Raw genomic sequence first — 15,227 nt, forward strand, 5'->3', positions numbered from 1 at the left:
CTTTGCCTCGAGGGTTGCGGGAAGGCGGCGGCTACTCGTGGTGCTGCCAGTGCGGGGCCCGCTTCGCGAGGAAGGCGGACATGCCCTCCTGGGCGTCGCAGGTCATCGCGTTCGTCGCCATCGTCTCGCGCATCTCCTCGTACGCCGCGTCCTCGGGGAGGTCGACCTGCCGGTAGAACGCCTCCTTGCCGATGCGCAGGGTCACCGCACTGGCGTCGGCGACCTTGGCCGCGAGCGCGTGCACCGCCCCGTCGAGCTCGCCGGCCGGGACGACGTGGTTGACCAGCCCCCACTCGGCCGCGGTGGCGGCGTCGATCGTCTCGCCGGTGAGCAGCAGCTGCATCGCGCGCTTGCGGCCGACCGCACGGGTCACCGCGACCATCGGTGTGGAGCAGAACAGCCCGATCTTCACGCCGGGCGTGCCGAACACCGCGCCCTCGGCGGCGACCGCGAGGTCGCAGGCGGCGACGAGCTGGCACCCCGCGGCGACCGCCACCCCCTGCACGGCGGCGATCACGGGCTGGGGCACCGCGTGCAGCGCGTTCATGAGGTCCGTGCAGACCGCGAAGACCTCGCGCTCCTCGGAGAGCGTCCGGTCGACCATCTCGGAGAGGTCGTGACCGGCGGAGAACGCGGGCCCCTCGGCACGCAGCACGATGGCCCGGACGCCCTCGCGCCCGGAGACGTCGCGCAGTGCGGCCGTCAGCTCGGTCATCGTGGCGACGGACAGCGCGTTGCGGCGCTTCGGGTTGTCGAGCGTCAGCACCGCCGTCGGCCTGTCGACCTCGACGCGTACCGAGGACGACGTGGAGGTGCCGGTAGCCGTGGCGCTCATACGTCCACGTCTATCAGTCGTGCGCGACAGGGGCCAGATCGAGACGGATGACGGCGGCCCGTCCGACCGGAGGGGCCCGGGGACGACGGCCCGGGGACGACTCAGTGCGCGACGCCGTCCATCCAGATCGCGCGACGCGCCTCGTGGGTGCGGGCGTGGTCGGCGGCCGCGAGGCGTCGGCGCTGGTCTCCGTCCCGACGCTCATCGCTCGCCCTCCCGTCGTGCCTCGGCGCCGGTCTCGCCGGCGTAACCGACGTCGTGCCCCGCGGCACGGCCGACGAACACGTCCGTCTCGCCGGTGCCGGTGACCGAGCCCTGGTCGCCGCGGTGGTCCTCGTGCGCCCCGCCGGCGGGGCGGGACGCGGCGGTGCGCGGGTCGTGCCCGGCGTCGGTCTCGGTGGGCTGCGCCGCGGTCGAGGGGCCGACGGGCCCGTTCTCGCCGGTCAGGCGGGCACGCCCGCGGGCGAGGGTGTCGGCGAGGGACATGAGGGGTGCTCCCCGGTGTGGTGGGCGGTGACCCAGGAGCATCGGCCGTCGGCGACGGGCCGAAACCTCGACCCACCGTCACCAGCGGTGCGCCGCGCGCTCCCCCGCGTCGAGGTAGGCCGGGTTCAGCCACGGCGGGAGCTCGGTCGGGACCTCCACGTCGGCGCGCTCGCCGCGGAACGTCACCGCCGCCCGGGCGCCGTCGAGCTCGACGTCGACGTGCTCGAGGTTGCGCGGTTCGCCGACGTCACGACCCAGCGCCGCGCTGGCGAAGCCCCGCAGCAGGGCCGAGTGCGAGCTGGCGAGCGCCACCGTGCCCGGCGCCTGCGCCCTGATCCCGGCCCAGGCGCGGTAGGCGATCACCTGGGTCGGCTCGAAGTGCAGGTCGGTCGAGACCATCCAGCGGTCGATGGGTCCGCCCGCCTGGGAAGCCGCGCCGAAGTCGGTGTCGAAGCGGTCGAAGGCCCGCGCCCAGTCCGGGCGCTCGCCCTCCAGACCGATCCGGTGCTTCGCGACCCCGGACGACTCGCGCGCCTGCCCGCCGTAGAGGAACTGCAGGCTGTCGAAGCGGCCGTCGGGCACGAGCTCGCCGATCTCGACGTCGCTGCCCGGCCCGAGCTCGGCGAGCAGCACCTCCCGCAGGAGCACCGCGGTCGCCGTGCCCCGGGCCGTGGGGGCGTGCGGCATCGTCACCCGGGTTCCCGGGGCGAGGGCGGCGGCGAGCTCCTTGCCCTTCGCGCGGCACTGCTCCTCGCCGAGCTCGGTGAGGCCGACGTCGTCGAAGTAGCCGTGGGTCTCTCCGTGGCGGATCAGCAGCACCCGGGTCATGCCCCCACCCTGGCGCGATCACCGTCCCGGGCGCACGGCCGGTTCCGTCGTGGGGAACGCCAGCTCCACCTCCGCGGGCGTGCGGGCCCCGGCGAGCGCGAGCGTGAGGTCGAGCTCGGCGAGGACGTCGCGCACGACCTGCGCCACGCCCGCCGCCCCGGCCAGCGCGAGCCCGTAGACCCAAGGCCGGCCGAGGCACACCGCGGTCGCGCCGAGGGCCAGGGCCCGAGCGGCGTCGGAGCCGCTGCGGACCCCGGAGTCGAGCAGCACCGGCGCGCGCCCGTCGACGGCCTGCACGACACCGGGCAGCGCGTCGAGCGTCGGCACCGACCCGTCCACCTGGCGCCCGCCGTGGTTGCTGACCAGCACGCCGTCGACGCCGTGGTCCAGGGCACGCCGAGCGTCGTCGGGGTGTAGGACGCCCTTGAGCACGACCGGCAGGCGTGTCCGCGAACGCAGCGTCGCGATGTCGTCCCACGAGAGCGTCGGGCGCGAGTAGACGCGCAGGAACGTCTCGACGGCCGCGCGTGGCAACGGTGAGCGGAGGTTGTCGACGAACCGTCCGGGATGGTGGCGGCTGATCTCGAGCAGCGTCCGCACGGCCGCCGGTGTCGGGCGCGGGCTCGCCCGCCGAGTCGATGGACCGGCTCCGCGGCGCTTCGCGTCCGAGGCCCTGTCGGCGGTCTCCCGTGCCAGCCGCGCGAACACCGGGTCCGATGTGTACTGCGCGATGCCGAGCCCGCGGGCGAAGGGCAGGTGCCCGAGGTCGAGGTCGCGCGGGCGCCACCCGAGCGTCGTCGTGTCGAGGGTGACCACGACCGCCTCCGCACCGGCCGCCTCGGCGCGCTGCAGGAAGCTGTCGACGAGGTCGTCGGAGGTCGACCAGTACAGCTGCGACCACCAGCCCGCCGTGGCGCGCGGGGCGATCTCCTCCATCGGGAAGCCGGCCTGGTTCGACACGATCATGGAGACGCCCGCGTGCGCCGCGCCCTCGGCGACGGCGAGGTCCGCGCGGCGGTGCACGAGATCGGTCGCGCCGATCGGCGAGAGCAGCAGCGGGTGGTCGTGGCGGCGGCCGAACAGCTCGACCGAGGTGTCCCGCTCTCCCACCCCGCGCAGCATCCGGGGCACGACCCGGTGCCGTTCGAACGCCGCCCGGTTGGCGCGGACCGTCTCCTCGCTCCCGGCGCCGCCGGCGACGTAGGCGTGGGCCCGCCGCGACATCGCCCACCGCGCCCGCCGCTCCAGCGCCGGGAACGCCGTCGGGACCGCCGGGCGCCGCCCGGTGATCCCCGCCCGGTACACCTCGTCCTGCCGCACCCGCCCGCTCTGGCCCATGCCGCCCATCCTCGCGCCGACGCTCTCGGTCGGCCGCGCGTGTTCCAGCCTGGGGGCCACGCTTGCGTCGAACGTCGGGCAATCCGCATCCTCGCGCGGCACACACCCGACGAAGGAGGCGCGTTGACCGGGACGACGTCGGCGGAGCTCGAGGCCACGGTGCGGGGCTACATGGACGCGTGCACGTCCGGGGACGCGGACGCGGTCGCCGCCCACCTCGCCGGGAACGCCCGGCACTACTTCCCGCCGGACATGTACGACGGACCCTGGGTGGGCGCGCGCGTGATCGCGCAGCGCTGGGCCACCGCGGTCCGCGAGCGAGGGTCGTCGTGGACGGTGGACGCGATCGTCGTCGACGAACCGCGCCGCGAGGCCGTCTGCGAGTGGACCCACCACAAGGGCTCGCTCGGGGTGATCCTGCGCGGCGCGGAGTGGTACGAGTTCGACGACGAGGGCCGCATCACCGAGATCCGCGCCTACTACGCCTCGCCGCAGGCCCCCGACCACACCCGCCTCGAGCTGGGCGGCTTCGACTACGCCGGGCGGGGCTACCCGCACGCCTGACAGGGGAGCCGGCGCAGGGTGCGGCGGCGATCGGGCGCCACACCCGGGGTGCGCGCGACGGCCGCGGCCTCGCGGCGGGTGCGGACCTCGCGCGTGGCCAGCATCGCCGACACGTGGTGGCAACCGTCGTCTCGGAGATGACGGGCCGGGCCGCGCGGCCCGGGCGGGGCGGCAGCTGCTCACCTGACGTCGGAGGACCCGTCCCGGCCAGCGGAACGCTGCGGTTCCGCGCTGTCGGTGAGCGGTGTCACGCTGCCGGCATGAGTGCGCCTGCGAAGGTCCCGGCCGCGATCGTCGGCCCGGGCAACATCGGCACCGACCTGCTGGCCAAGCTCGCGCGGAGCTCGCGCATCGAGGTCACGGCGATGGTCGGCGTGGTCGAGTCCGACGGGCTGGAACGCGCGCGGGCGGCGGGCGTGCCCGCGTCGGCCGAGGGCGTCGACTGGCTACTGCGCCAGGACCCGCTTCCCCGCATCGTGTTCGAGGCGACGTCGGCGAAGGCGCACGTGGCGAACGCCCCGCGCTACGCGGAGGCGGGCATCACCGCCGTCGACCTGACGCCTGCGCACCTCGGGCCGATGGTGTGCCCGGCGGTGAACATGGGCGAGCACCTCACCGCCCCCGACATCAACATGATCACCTGCGGCGGGCAGGCGACCATCCCGATCGTCGCCGCCGTCTCGCGGGTCGCGCCGGTGGCGTACGCGGAGATCGTCGCGTCGGCGGCGTCGCGCTCGGCGGGCCCGGGTACGCGCGCCAACATCGACGAGTTCACGCAGACCACGGCGGGGGCCGTCGAGGAGGTCGGCGGTGCCGAGCGCGGCAAGGCGATCATCATCCTCAACCCGGTCGAGCCGCCGATGATCATGCGCGACACGGTGTTCTGCTCGCTGCCGCCGGAGGTCGACACCGGCGCCGTCGCGGCCTCGGTGCACGACATGGTCGCGCGCGTCCAGCAGTACGTCCCGGGCTACACCCTGCGCGCCGAGCCGCAGTTCGACCCGCCGAGCGAGAAGTGGGGCGGGAACGGCCGGGTGGCCGTGTTCCTCGAGGTCAAGGGCAACGGCGACTACCTGCCCGAGTACGCCGGCAACCTCGACATCATGACCGCCGCCGCGGCGCAGGTCGGCGAGCTGATCGCCAGGGACATGGGAGACGCGGCCGAGCGGAGCTCGACCCGGGAAGCAGAGGTGCCGGCATGAGCCGCCCGGAGATCCGCCACGACGTCCGCCTCACCGACACCACGCTGCGCGACGGCAGCCACGCCCAGGCCCACCAGTTCACCTCCGAGCAGGTCCGGGACACCGTCCGCGCGCTCGACCGCGCCGGCGTCGAGGTCATCGAGGTCACCCACGGCGACGGGCTGGGCGGCTCGAGCTTCAACTACGGCTTCTCGCACACGAACGAGCTGGAGCTCGTCGCCGCGGCCCGCGAGGAGGCGAAGCAGGCGAAGATCGCGGTGCTGCTGGTGCCCGGGATCGGGACGGTCGAGGACCTGCGCCGGGCGCGCGACGCCGGCGCCGACGTCGTCCGCGTCGCCACCCACTGCACCGAGGCCGACGTCTCGCCCCAGCACTTCGGGGTGGCGCGCGACCTGGGCATGGAGACGGTCGGGTTCCTCATGATGGCCCACCGCACGTCGCCGGCGGACCTCGCGAAGCAGGCCCGGATCATGGTCGACGCCGGGTGCCAGTGCCCGTACGTCACCGACTCCGCGGGCGCGCTGCTCATGAACGACGCGCGGGCGCGGTTCGAGGCGCTGCTCGCCGAGGTGGGCGACGAGGCGTGGGTCGGCTACCACGGCCACCAGAACCTCTCGCTCGGTGTCGCGAACTCCGTGATCGCGGCGGAGCTGGGCGTCAAGGAGATCGACGGGTCGCTGTGCGCGCTCGGCGCCGGATCGGGCAACTCGCCCACCGAGGTGCTCGCCGCGGTGTTCGACCGCATGGGCATCGAGACCGGCGTCGACGTCACCGCGCTGCTCGACGCCGCCGAGGACGTCGTGCGCCCCTACCTGCACCGCTGGCCGAAGATGGACCGCAACGCCATCACCCAGGGCTGGGCGGGCGTCTACTCCAGCTTCCTGCTGCACGCCGAGCACGCGGGCGAGCGCTACAAGGTCCCGGTCCCCGACATCCTGCGCCGCTGCGGCGAGCTGGGCCTCGTCGGCGGCCAGGAGGACATGATCATCGACATCGCCCTGGAGCTGGCCCGAGAGAGGGAGCAGGGCTGATGGTCTTCGTGCCGCACGTCATCGACGGCGCCGAGGTCGAGAGCCTCGACGGCGCCACCTTCCCGACGATCGATCCGGCGACGCGCGAGCCCCACGCGGACGTCGCGCTCGGGTCGTCGGCGGACGCCGAGCGCGCCGTCACCGCGGCGCGCCGGGCGTTCGACGAGGGCCCGTGGCCGCGGATGGGCTTCGCCGAGCGGGGCGCGATCCTGCACCGGCTCGCGGACCTCGTCGGCGAGCACCTCGACGAGCTCGCCCTCGCCGACACCACCGACATGGGCAAGCCGATCGACGACTCGCGCGGCAAGGACGTGCCGCGCACCGCGCAGAACATCCGGTTCTTCGCCGACCACGCTCGGCTCGCCCACGGCGACGCGCTGCCCATGGACAGCGGGCACCACGCGTACTCGCGGTTCCCGCCGGCCGGGGTCGCGGCGGCGATCGCGCCGTGGAACTTCCCGCTCATGCTCGAGTCCTGGAAGGTCGCGCCGGCGCTGGCCTGGGGCAACACCGTGGTGCTCAAGCCCGCGGAGGACACCCCGTGCTCGGCGACGATGCTCGCCCGGCTCGCGCTCGAGGCGGGCATGCCGGCGGGTGTGCTCAACGTGCTGCACGGCTTCGGGCCCGACTCGGCGGGCGCGGCGCTCACCGCCGACCCGCGCGTCGACCGGATCACCTTCACCGGCGAGTCGGGCACCGGCCGGGTCATCTCCGAGGCGGCCGCGCGGAACCTCGTCCCGGTCAGCCTCGAGCTGGGCGGCAAGGGCGCGAACCTCGTCTTCGACGACGCCGAGCTGGGCGGCGCCGTCGACTGGTCGATCAAGGCGATCTTCACCAACGCCGGGCAGGTGTGCCTCGCGGGCTCGCGGCTCTACGTCCAGCGCGGGGTGTACGACGAGTTCGTCGAGCGGTTCCAGGCCGCGGCCGAGGCGCTCGTCGTCGGCGACCCGAAGCGGTCGGGCACCCAGATCGGCCCGCTGGCCTCCGAGACCCACCACCGGAAGGTGCGCTCGTACCTCGAGGGCATCGAGCAGCACGGCGGCAAGATCCTGACCGGCGGTCTCGGTGACGGCTGGACCGTGCGCCCGACCGTCGTCGTCGACGCGCCGGCCGATGCCCCGGTGCAGCGCGAGGAGATCTTCGGGCCGGTCGTCTCGATCACGCCGTTCGACACCGAGGCGCAGGCCGTGCACGCCGCCAACGACTCGCCCTACGGCCTCAACGCCATGGTGTTCACCGAGAACCTCTCCCGCGCCCACCGCGTCGCCGGCGCGCTGCGGGCGGGCACGGTGTGGGTGAACTGCTTCTTCGTCCGCGACCTGCGGGCGCCGTTCGGCGGCATGGGCGACTCGGGCGTGGGCCGGGAGGGCGGCGACTTCAGTCGCGAGTTCTTCACCGAGCCGCAGGCGGTGGTGATGGCCATCCGGCCGGACGGGAGCTAGCGATGCCGATCCTGGAGCTGCACCTCGTCGAGGGCGACCACTCCCCCGCCGAGCACGCGCGGCTGCTCGAACGCCTCAGCCTGCGCTACGCCGAGGTGCTGGAGTCGCCGATCGAGCGCGTGCGCGCCTCCCTGACGCTGCACGCGCCGCAGCACTGGGCGGTCGGTGGGTCGACGCAGGTCGAGCCCGCCCCGTACTTCACCGCGCTCGTGCTCGAGGGTCGGCCGGTCGAGCAGCGTCACCGCCTGCTCGCCGAGTTCACCGACCTGATCGTCGACGTGCTCGGGGTGCAGCGGTCGCGCGTGCGCGGGCGGATCGTCCAGGTCCCGCCGGACGACTGGGCGATCGGCGGCGTCCCGGCGTCCGGCGCGCGCCGGGACGAGATCGCGGCGCGGGCGGCGGCCGGGTAGGCCGCCGTGCAGGTCACGACCTCGGACCCGGATCGCGCCCGGGCGCAGTGTGCAGAGATCTACTTCCCGCACCGCCTGACCATGCTCCACGACCCGGGCGCGTTCTCGATGTCACTCTCGGCGGTCGACCTCGGGTCGGTCGCGGCCGGCGTGCTGTCCTACGGCGGCGAAGTGGTGATCGAGACCGGGGAGCTGGCCACCGGCTACGAGGTGAACATCGCCCTGGACGGGGTCCTGCGCACGCGCAGCGGGCGCGCCGACGTGTGCTCCACCGCGACGACCGCGGCGGTCTACCGCCCCGACGGCACCGCCCGCCTGCACGGGTGGGCCCAGGGCGGGCGCCTGTTCGGGCTGAAGATCGAGCGCGGTGCCCTGGAGGACCAGCTCGCCTCCCTGCTCGACCGGCCGGTGCGCGGTGCGGTCGCGCTGGCACCGACGATCGACCTCGAGACCGAGGGCGGCCGGCGGTGGTGGTCGCTGGTGCGCACGCTCGCCGACCTCGCGGCCGACCCGCGCGGGCTGGCCGCCGACCCGCGCGTGATGGGCCCGCTGATCGAGGCCGTCGTCGCGGGCCTGCTGCACACGGCGGACCATCCCTACCGCGACGCCCTCGCCGTGCCGGCCACCGCCGTGGGGCCGCGGTCGGTGCGCCGCGCGACGGCCGCCGTCGTCGAGCGTCCCGAGCACCCGTGGACGGTCACCTCGCTCGCCGAGATCGCCGGGGTCAGCGTGCGCGGCCTGCGCGACGGCATGGTCCGTCACCACGGCGTCTCCCCCATGGCGCTCGTGCGCGACGTGCGCCTGCGCCGTGCCCGCGCCGACCTCGCGGCGGGCCGGGGCGGGGTGGCCGATGTGGCCATGCGCTGGGGTTTCACCCACCTCGGCCGCTTCGCCCGGTCCTACCGCGAGGCGTTCGGCGAGCCGCCCTCGCGCACTGCCGGATCCGGCGCACGGGCTACCGCGCGCGGATCGACGGGTGAGCCACGCCACACCTAGCGTCGGTGACCCACCACGCCGCCCCTGGGAGGCACGACGCCGTGACCGCCACCGACGAGAGCCGCCCCGCGCTCGAGTTCAATCCGATGGTCAGCCCGCACCGGGAGGACCCACACCTGTTCTACCGCGAGGCGCGCGCCCACTCACCCATGATCAACCCTGTCCTGGGCGCGTACATGGTGACGAAGTACGACGACCTCGTCACCGTCATCGACGACCCGGCGACCTACTCCTCGGCGGTCGCGGTGCCGAAGATCTACTGGAATCCGCCGGAGGTCACCGAGGTCCTGAGGGCCGGCAACGTCCCCGAGACGAACGCGGTGGTCAACGAGGACGAACCCGCCCACCACCCGATCCGGCGCGTGTTCGACGCCGGCTTCACCGGGGCCCGCGTGCGCGCGATGCTGCCGACGATGCGCGCGACGGCCGAGTCGCTGATCGACGGCTTCGACGCGGGAGACATCGAACACAGCACGCCGACAGGGGAGCGCAGCTCGACCCGAGGAGGCGGTCGCGCCGATCTGGTCGGCGGCTACGCCGTCCCGTTCGTGCAGTCGGTGATCAACGCGATCATCGGCTTCCCGGCGGAGGACGGCGAGCAGATCCAGCAGTGGACCGACGACGTCAACATGCTCTGGAACCTCCTCGCCCCCCTCTCCGACCGCATCGCCTCGGCCCGCCGGATGGCCGACTACACCGTCTACCTGCAGGCCCTCATCGACGACCGGCGCGCGCACCGGCGCGAGGACCTCGTCTCCGACCTGGTGCACGGGGCCAACGGGTTCCCCGGCCTCGACGACCACTACGTCATCAACGTCGTGCGCGGGGCCGCCCGCGTCGCCGGCTTCGACACCACCCGGGACGCGATCACCGCGACGATGCTGGCGATCCTCCAGAACCCCGGTGTCCACGCGCGGGTCGTCGCGGACCCCGCGAAGGCGATCCCGAAAGTCACCGAGGAGGTCCTGCGGCGCGACGCGCCCCACCGGGGCCTGTTCCGGATCACGACCCGGGACACGAGCCTCGGGGGCACCGACCTGCCGGCCGGCACGATGGTGCTGCTCCTGTTCGGTTCGGGCAATCGCGACGAGACCAGGTTCCCCGACCCCGACGTCGTCGACATCGACCGCACCAACGTGCGCGACCACCTCGCCTTCGGGCGCGGCCTGCACGTCTGCCCCGGGGCGCCGATGGCCCGCGCCGAGATCCGCGTGGCGCTCGAGACGCTGGTGCGCCGCCTGCCCGGCATGCGCCTGGCCGACGGCTACGAGCCCAGCTACATCGCTAGCTACTTCTTCCGCGGCCTGGAGACCCTCGACGTCACGTGGTGAGCGCGCGCCGGGTTCGCAGCGAACGTGGCGTTCGCTGCTTCTAGGCGCGCGAAGTCCCCGTTGATCACGATGCCCTCGCACGCTCCATGCCTTGCGCGGAATATTCCTCGTACGGCATGCTCGGCGCCGTGACCACCGCACCGGACACCGGGACGTGGGCGGCGCTCGCCGACCCGCACCGGCGCGCCCTGCTCGGGCTGCTGCGCGAGCGGCCCCGGGCCGTCGGCGAGCTCGTCGACGTGCTCGAGCTCAGCCAGCCCAGCACGTCGAAGCACCTGCGGGTGCTGCGCGAGGCCGGGCTGGTGCGGGCGCGCGCCGAGGCCCAGCGCCGGGTCTACGAGGTCGACCCGGCGCCGCTCGTCGCCCTCGACGCCTGGCTGGCGCCCTACCGGCGGCTGTGGTCCGACAGCCTGGACGCCCTCGGCCGGCGTCTCGAGGAGACCCACCCGCGGAAGGACACCCCGTGAACCCCACCGGCAGTTACCTCGAGATCGACGGACGCCCCGCGCTGCGCTTCGTCCGCGAGTACGACCACCCCGCGGACCGGGTGTTCACCATGCTCACCGACCCCGGCGAGCTCGCCCACTGGTTCCCGGCCCGCGTCGCCCCGACGGCGTGGGCGCAGGGCGCGGCGATCACCTACACCTTCGAGACCGACGGGGACGGCGGCGACGGCGAGGTCCTCGTCCACGAGCCGCCGCACCGCGTCGGGTTCTCGTGGGGCAGCGAGCAATTGTGGTTCGAGGTCGAGACCCTGCACGACGGGCGCACGCGGCTGACGTTCACCCACCTCATCGAGGAGCGCGACGCGGCCTCGCGCAACGCCACCGGCTGGGACCAGTGCCTCGAGGCGCTCGACGCGGCCGTCGCCGGGAACCCGCCCCCCGCGGAGACTACGGGGTGGGAGGAGCTCTACCAGGCCTACGTCGACGCGGGCGTGCCCTCGGGCGCTCCGGTCCCGGGCTGACGGCACACTCGGTGCCCGTGAGCACCGACCCCCTCGCCGCGCTGGAGCACGGCCCCGAGGTCGCCGACATGGACTTCTCGCGGGCCGACCCCGAGGCGGTCCGCGAGGCGCTGAGCGACGGCGGGCCGTGGGTGCTCCGGCGCTGCGACCTCACCGAGCTCGACCTCTCCGGCGTCGATCTCGGCACGGCGACGCTGGAGCGCTGCACGCTGACGAGGGTGCGGCTGCGCGGCGCGGTCCTGGACGGCGCGACCGTGGAGGGCGGCTCGCTCGCCGAGGCGGATCTGGGCGACGCCGACCTCACCGACGCGGTCTTCGCGGGCGTCGACCTCTCCCGCGCCCGCCTCGTCGGCTCCCGGCTCACCGACACCGAGTTCCGCGACTGCCGCATGATCGGTGCCGACCTGACCGGGATGCGTAGCCTCGCGGTCACGTTCTCGGTGACCGGGAGCTCGCTCGCCCTCGCCCGACTCGCCGACGCCGCCCTGCGCGGCTGGCGCCTCGAGCGCGTCGACCTCTCCGACGCGGACCTCTCGGGCGCCGACCTGCGCGACGCCGTGCTCACCGACTGCGCGCTGCGCGGCACCGACCTCACCCACGCCCGCCTGGAGGGCGCGGACCTGCGCGGCGCCGACCTCGGCGAGATCACCCCGGAGACGCCGGCGGTGCTCCGCGGCGCCATCGTCTCGACCGAGCAGGCCGCCGACGTGTGCCGCGCGCTCGGCCTCCAGGTGATCTAGGCGAGCCGGTCCCCGGCCCGCAGCACCGTGGCGGGGTCGCAACCCCGGCCGGAGACGACCAGCCGGCGCGGGCGGACCCACTGGTCGGCGGTCGCGACGATCGGGCCCTCGTCGTCGACGTCCACCTCGCCGGCGGACCGGCCCGCGCACGGGCATCCGGTGGTCGCAAGGCGCACCACGCCGAGCTCGGCGCCGTCGCGGTCGGTCGTCGGGACGCCCCAGGGCGACGGGTAGGGCCCGTAGTCGCAGGCCCGCACGAAGTCGACGACCTCGCGGGCCGGCTTCGACCAGGGCACCCGGCCGTCGTACGGGACGTCGCGGCCGAAGTAGCGCCGGGCGGCGAGGTCCTGCGGACGCTGCGGCACGACACCGGCGTCGAGGTGCGCGAGCAGACGGTCGACGAGCTCCTGGCCGCGGCCGACGCACTTCACCGAGACGGTGAGCGCGGTGTCCTCGGGCGTGATCGGGAAGCGGATCTGCTCGACGACGTCGCCGGTGTCGATCCCGGCCTCCATCCGGTGCAGCGTCACGCCGTGCTCGGCGTGGCCTCGCGCGATCGCCCAGCTGGGAGCGTTGAGACCCGCACACTCGGGCAGAGGTCCAGGGTGGAGGTTGAACGCACCGACTCGGGGCGCCTCGAGGATCTCGGGGCGGACGAGGTGCAGCGAGTGCACGTTGAGCAGCACGTCGATCCCCGCATCGCGCAGCACGTCGGCGAGACCGGGGTCGCGGACGCGGTCCGCGGGCATCGTCGGCACGCCCAGATCGGCGGCCGTCGCGGCGACGCTCCGGGGCTCGTCGGCACGGCTCGCGGTCAGGACCACGCGCAGCCGGTGATCACTGCCCGCGACACGCTGCAGCGCGCGGGTCCCCGCGGCCTCCTCGGCGACGAGTGCGATCTCCACGAGCACCACCTCCCCAGTCGGGGACAATGCCTACCATTTCGGACCTAGAGGACGAACAGGCATGGTCGTGACGAGGCGGGTCGTCACCGGCGTCGGCGTACTGCTCGTGGCCGCGCTCGTGCTGGTGGGCGCGCTGTGGCTGTTCCAGCGCGAGATCGTGTACGTGCCGTCGACCGGGCCGGTCGAGCCGGCGGCGACCGTGCTCGCGCAGGCGCAGGACGTCACGCTCACGACCACCGACGGGCTCGCGCTCGGCGCGTGGTTCGTCCCGGCGCGCGGCGAGCGACGCGAGGTGACGGTGCTGGTCGCGAACGGCAACGCCGGCGACCGCTCGGCACGCTCACCGCTCGCGGCGGCGCTCGCCGAGCAGGGTCTCGACGTCCTGCTGTTCGACTACCGCGGCTTCGGAGGCAACCCCGGCAGTCCGAGCGAGGAGGGGCTCGCGGCCGACGCCCGCGCGGCCCGGGAGCACCTCGTCCGCGACCGCGGCGTCGACCCGCGACGCCTGCTCTACCTGGGCGAGAGCATGGGGTCCGCGGTGGTGGCACGGCTCGCGACCGAGGCGCCGGTGGCGGGCCTGGTGCTGCGCTCACCGTTCGTCGACCTCGCCTCGATCGGCGAGCTCGTCTACCCGTTCCTCCCGGTCCGGGTGCTGCTGGCCGACCGGTTCCCGGTCAGCGAGCTCGTCGCCCGGGCCCGCGTGCCCACCACCGTCGTGCTCGGCGAGGCCGACCGCACGATCCCGCCGGCGCAGAGCCGTGCGGTGGCCGCGGCGGCCGGCGGGGACGTCGTGGCCGTGCCGGGCGGGGACCACAACGACGCCGTGCTCGGGCACGGCCCGGCGGTGGTCGGCGCGGTCGTCGCCCATGCCGACCGCCTCCGCTGACGGTCAGATCCCCCGCCGCGCGCCCATGTCCAGGGCCAGGGTGGAGCCGGTCAGCGCCGACGCCTCGGGGTCCAGCAGCGTCGCGACCGCCCACGCCACCTGGTGCGGGCTGACCATCGCGCCCAGCGGCGACTCGGCCCGGCGCTCGGCGAGGACGTCCTCCACGTCGACGCCGCGCGCCTCGGCCTGCGAGGCCGAGAGCCGGCGCAGCCGGTCGGTGTCGGCGGGTCCCGGGGCCACCAGGTGTGCGGTGATCCCCCGCGCGCCGTAGGCGTCGGCGAGCTGCCGTACGAGGTTCGCGAGCGCCGCGTTGGTGACCCCCGCGCCCGGGACGTGCCGCGACGGCTCGGCACCGTAGTGCCCGCCGAGCGCGACGATCCGCGAGCCCTCGCCCAGCCACGGGTCGGCGGCACGGACCAGGCGCACCAGGCCCCCGACCTTCAGCGCGACCGCCGCGCCGAGCGCCGCGGGCTCGACGGCGTCCAGGCCGCCGAGCGCGGGCAGCCCCGCGGCCTGCACGACCATCCGCACCGGCAGGTCCCGCGTCCGCAGCGCCTCGGCGATCACCTCGCCCGCACCGTCGTCGCCGATGTCCGCGGCGCAGGCTCCGACGCCCTCGTCGTCGGCCGACAGTGCGGCGAGCGCCTCGGACGAGCGGGCGACGGCGAGCACCGGCAGCCCGCGCGAGCGCAGCCGGCCCACGATCGCCCCGCCCAGGGCGCCGGTGGCACCGACGACGACGGCCTGGGGCGACGCAGCATCCCGGGGAGCACGTCGATCGGGGAGCTCGACCGTCGGCGAGGGCTCGGTCATGCCCCGCGACCCTAGGGACACCCGGGCGGCCGACCCACGCCCCCGTTCGGTGGCGGGCAACGTTCGCAGTGGTGGAACGTGTTGCTTGCATCACAGCGCCGTGGGGATGAACGGTGATCCAGCGCTCATCGACGAGGAGGATCAGATGGCCAACGTGGTGCCGGTGGACGAGTTCGCCACGGGCGAGTGGTACCCGGGCTTCAAGCCGGAGCACTTCGAGATGCCGTACATCGTCGACGCGGCGAGCCCCTTCAGGCCTGGGGACGAGCAGGGCTTCTGGTTCCTGGACTTCCATTGGTCGCGTGGGCTCACGCCGCTCGCGGCGAGGGCCTGTCAGATGGTCTGTGTACGAAGATCAGCTGGAGCTGAAGGAGTACACAGTTGACCGTGGCTGAAGATCGGCAGGATGGGCATCCGTTGGGGGTGTCGGCGGCGCCGGAGGGGTCGGCACGT

19 protein-coding genes are annotated in these 15,227 nt (G+C 74.4%); 12 read left to right on the forward strand and 7 right to left on the reverse strand.

What is annotated here, in order from left to right:
• Positions 1-31 precede the first annotated feature (31 nt).
• From AC2A1K_RS08295 to AC2A1K_RS08310, 4 genes are all read right to left on the reverse strand, one after another.
• Entirely contained in the window at positions 32-835 is an 804-nt protein-coding gene (locus AC2A1K_RS08295; protein ID WP_483895831.1) for an enoyl-CoA hydratase, read from the reverse strand.
• 201 nt (positions 836-1,036) lie between these two features.
• Positions 1,037-1,321: a hypothetical protein gene (locus AC2A1K_RS08300; protein WP_483895832.1), complete on the reverse strand. Its 285-nt coding sequence runs from the start codon at positions 1,319-1,321 to the stop codon at positions 1,037-1,039.
• 78 nt (positions 1,322-1,399) lie between these two features.
• Positions 1,400-2,149, reverse strand: coding sequence for a histidine phosphatase family protein (locus AC2A1K_RS08305; RefSeq protein WP_483895833.1), 750 nt, complete (start codon positions 2,147-2,149; stop codon positions 1,400-1,402).
• Between the two features lie 18 nt (positions 2,150-2,167).
• A complete protein-coding gene (locus tag AC2A1K_RS08310) occupies positions 2,168-3,487 on the reverse strand; it encodes an alpha-hydroxy-acid oxidizing protein (protein ID WP_483895834.1) in 1,320 nt (439 codons plus the stop codon).
• 123 nt (positions 3,488-3,610) lie between these two features.
• Here AC2A1K_RS08310 and AC2A1K_RS08315 point away from each other — a divergent pair, with 123 nt between their 5' ends.
• Positions 3,611-4,051, forward strand: a complete 441-nt coding sequence (locus tag AC2A1K_RS08315; protein WP_483895835.1) for a nuclear transport factor 2 family protein — start codon at positions 3,611-3,613, stop codon at positions 4,049-4,051.
• Here AC2A1K_RS08315 and AC2A1K_RS08320 read toward each other — a convergent pair.
• On the reverse strand, positions 4,036-4,164 hold the full coding sequence (locus AC2A1K_RS08320) for a hypothetical protein (protein ID WP_483895836.1): 129 nt from the start codon (positions 4,162-4,164) through the stop codon (positions 4,036-4,038). The two genes, AC2A1K_RS08315 and AC2A1K_RS08320, sit on opposite strands and share 16 nt — an antisense overlap.
• 147 nt (positions 4,165-4,311) lie before the next feature.
• Here AC2A1K_RS08320 and AC2A1K_RS08325 point away from each other — a divergent pair, with 147 nt between their 5' ends.
• From AC2A1K_RS08325 to AC2A1K_RS08365, 9 genes are all read left to right on the forward strand, one after another.
• On the forward strand, positions 4,312-5,253 hold the full coding sequence (locus AC2A1K_RS08325; protein WP_483895837.1) for an acetaldehyde dehydrogenase (acetylating): 942 nt from the start codon (positions 4,312-4,314) through the stop codon (positions 5,251-5,253).
• On the forward strand, positions 5,250-6,284 hold the full coding sequence (dmpG, locus tag AC2A1K_RS08330; protein ID WP_483895838.1) for a 4-hydroxy-2-oxovalerate aldolase: 1,035 nt from the start codon (positions 5,250-5,252) through the stop codon (positions 6,282-6,284). Before AC2A1K_RS08325 ends, dmpG begins: the two co-directional genes overlap by 4 nt.
• The gene (locus AC2A1K_RS08335) at positions 6,284-7,726 is read left to right on the forward strand and encodes an aldehyde dehydrogenase (protein ID WP_483895839.1); all 1,443 of its coding nucleotides are present in this window, start codon (positions 6,284-6,286) and stop codon (positions 7,724-7,726) included. The genes dmpG and AC2A1K_RS08335 overlap by 1 nt, the downstream gene beginning before the upstream one ends.
• 2 nt (positions 7,727-7,728) lie before the next feature.
• Positions 7,729-8,136, forward strand: coding sequence for a tautomerase family protein (locus AC2A1K_RS08340; RefSeq protein WP_483895840.1), 408 nt, complete (start codon positions 7,729-7,731; stop codon positions 8,134-8,136).
• A 6-nt stretch (positions 8,137-8,142) separates the two neighbouring features.
• Positions 8,143-9,132: an AraC family transcriptional regulator gene (locus tag AC2A1K_RS08345; protein WP_483895841.1), complete on the forward strand. Its 990-nt coding sequence runs from the start codon at positions 8,143-8,145 to the stop codon at positions 9,130-9,132.
• A 41-nt stretch (positions 9,133-9,173) separates the two neighbouring features.
• A complete protein-coding gene (locus tag AC2A1K_RS08350) occupies positions 9,174-10,463 on the forward strand; it encodes a cytochrome P450 (RefSeq protein WP_483895842.1) in 1,290 nt (429 codons plus the stop codon).
• A 128-nt stretch (positions 10,464-10,591) separates the two neighbouring features.
• Entirely contained in the window at positions 10,592-10,930 is a 339-nt protein-coding gene (locus tag AC2A1K_RS08355; protein ID WP_483895843.1) for an ArsR/SmtB family transcription factor, read from the forward strand.
• A complete protein-coding gene (locus tag AC2A1K_RS08360) occupies positions 10,927-11,430 on the forward strand; it encodes an SRPBCC domain-containing protein (protein WP_483895844.1) in 504 nt (167 codons plus the stop codon). The genes AC2A1K_RS08355 and AC2A1K_RS08360 overlap by 4 nt, the downstream gene beginning before the upstream one ends.
• A 17-nt stretch (positions 11,431-11,447) precedes the next feature.
• A complete protein-coding gene (locus AC2A1K_RS08365; protein WP_483895845.1) occupies positions 11,448-12,170 on the forward strand; it encodes a pentapeptide repeat-containing protein in 723 nt (240 codons plus the stop codon).
• Here the strand turns inward: AC2A1K_RS08365 and AC2A1K_RS08370 are convergent.
• Positions 12,167-13,075, reverse strand: coding sequence for a methionyl-tRNA formyltransferase (locus AC2A1K_RS08370; protein ID WP_483895846.1), 909 nt, complete (start codon positions 13,073-13,075; stop codon positions 12,167-12,169). The two genes, AC2A1K_RS08365 and AC2A1K_RS08370, sit on opposite strands and share 4 nt — an antisense overlap.
• 61 nt (positions 13,076-13,136) lie before the next feature.
• On the opposite strand from AC2A1K_RS08370, the gene AC2A1K_RS08375 reads away from it, so the two are divergent.
• Positions 13,137-13,961 (forward strand): alpha/beta hydrolase, encoded by an 825-nt coding sequence (locus AC2A1K_RS08375; RefSeq protein ID WP_483895847.1) that lies wholly within the window; start codon positions 13,137-13,139, stop codon positions 13,959-13,961.
• A gap of 3 nt (positions 13,962-13,964) precedes the next feature.
• Here the strand turns inward: AC2A1K_RS08375 and AC2A1K_RS08380 are convergent, their stop codons facing one another.
• The gene (locus AC2A1K_RS08380; RefSeq protein WP_483895848.1) at positions 13,965-14,774 is read right to left on the reverse strand and encodes an SDR family oxidoreductase; all 810 of its coding nucleotides are present in this window, start codon (positions 14,772-14,774) and stop codon (positions 13,965-13,967) included.
• Positions 14,775-14,874: 100 nt separating this feature from the next.
• Here AC2A1K_RS08380 and AC2A1K_RS08385 point away from each other — a divergent pair, with 100 nt between their 5' ends.
• On the forward strand, positions 14,875-15,159 hold the full coding sequence (locus AC2A1K_RS08385) for a hypothetical protein (protein WP_483895849.1): 285 nt from the start codon (positions 14,875-14,877) through the stop codon (positions 15,157-15,159).
• Positions 15,160-15,227 lie beyond the last annotated feature (68 nt).

This window comes from Actinomycetospora sp. 2LY8.5, assembly GCF_057180585.1.

Coding starts and splice junctions, on each gene's coding strand:
- AC2A1K_RS08295 (WP_483895831.1), bottom strand. CDS start 835: ATGAGCGCCACGGCTACCGGCACCTCCACGTCGTCCTCGGTACGCGTC.
- AC2A1K_RS08300 (WP_483895832.1), bottom strand. CDS start 1,321: ATGTCCCTCGCCGACACCCTCGCCCGCGGGCGTGCCCGCCTGACCGGC.
- AC2A1K_RS08305 (WP_483895833.1), bottom strand. CDS start 2,149: ATGACCCGGGTGCTGCTGATCCGCCACGGAGAGACCCACGGCTACTTC.
- AC2A1K_RS08310 (WP_483895834.1), bottom strand. CDS start 3,487: ATGGGCCAGAGCGGGCGGGTGCGGCAGGACGAGGTGTACCGGGCGGGG.
- AC2A1K_RS08325 (WP_483895837.1), top strand. CDS start 4,312: ATGAGTGCGCCTGCGAAGGTCCCGGCCGCGATCGTCGGCCCGGGCAAC.
- dmpG (WP_483895838.1), top strand. CDS start 5,250: ATGAGCCGCCCGGAGATCCGCCACGACGTCCGCCTCACCGACACCACG.
- AC2A1K_RS08335 (WP_483895839.1), top strand. CDS start 6,284: ATGGTCTTCGTGCCGCACGTCATCGACGGCGCCGAGGTCGAGAGCCTC.
- AC2A1K_RS08340 (WP_483895840.1), top strand. CDS start 7,729: ATGCCGATCCTGGAGCTGCACCTCGTCGAGGGCGACCACTCCCCCGCC.
- AC2A1K_RS08375 (WP_483895847.1), top strand. CDS start 13,137: ATGGTCGTGACGAGGCGGGTCGTCACCGGCGTCGGCGTACTGCTCGTG.
- AC2A1K_RS08380 (WP_483895848.1), bottom strand. CDS start 14,774: ATGACCGAGCCCTCGCCGACGGTCGAGCTCCCCGATCGACGTGCTCCC.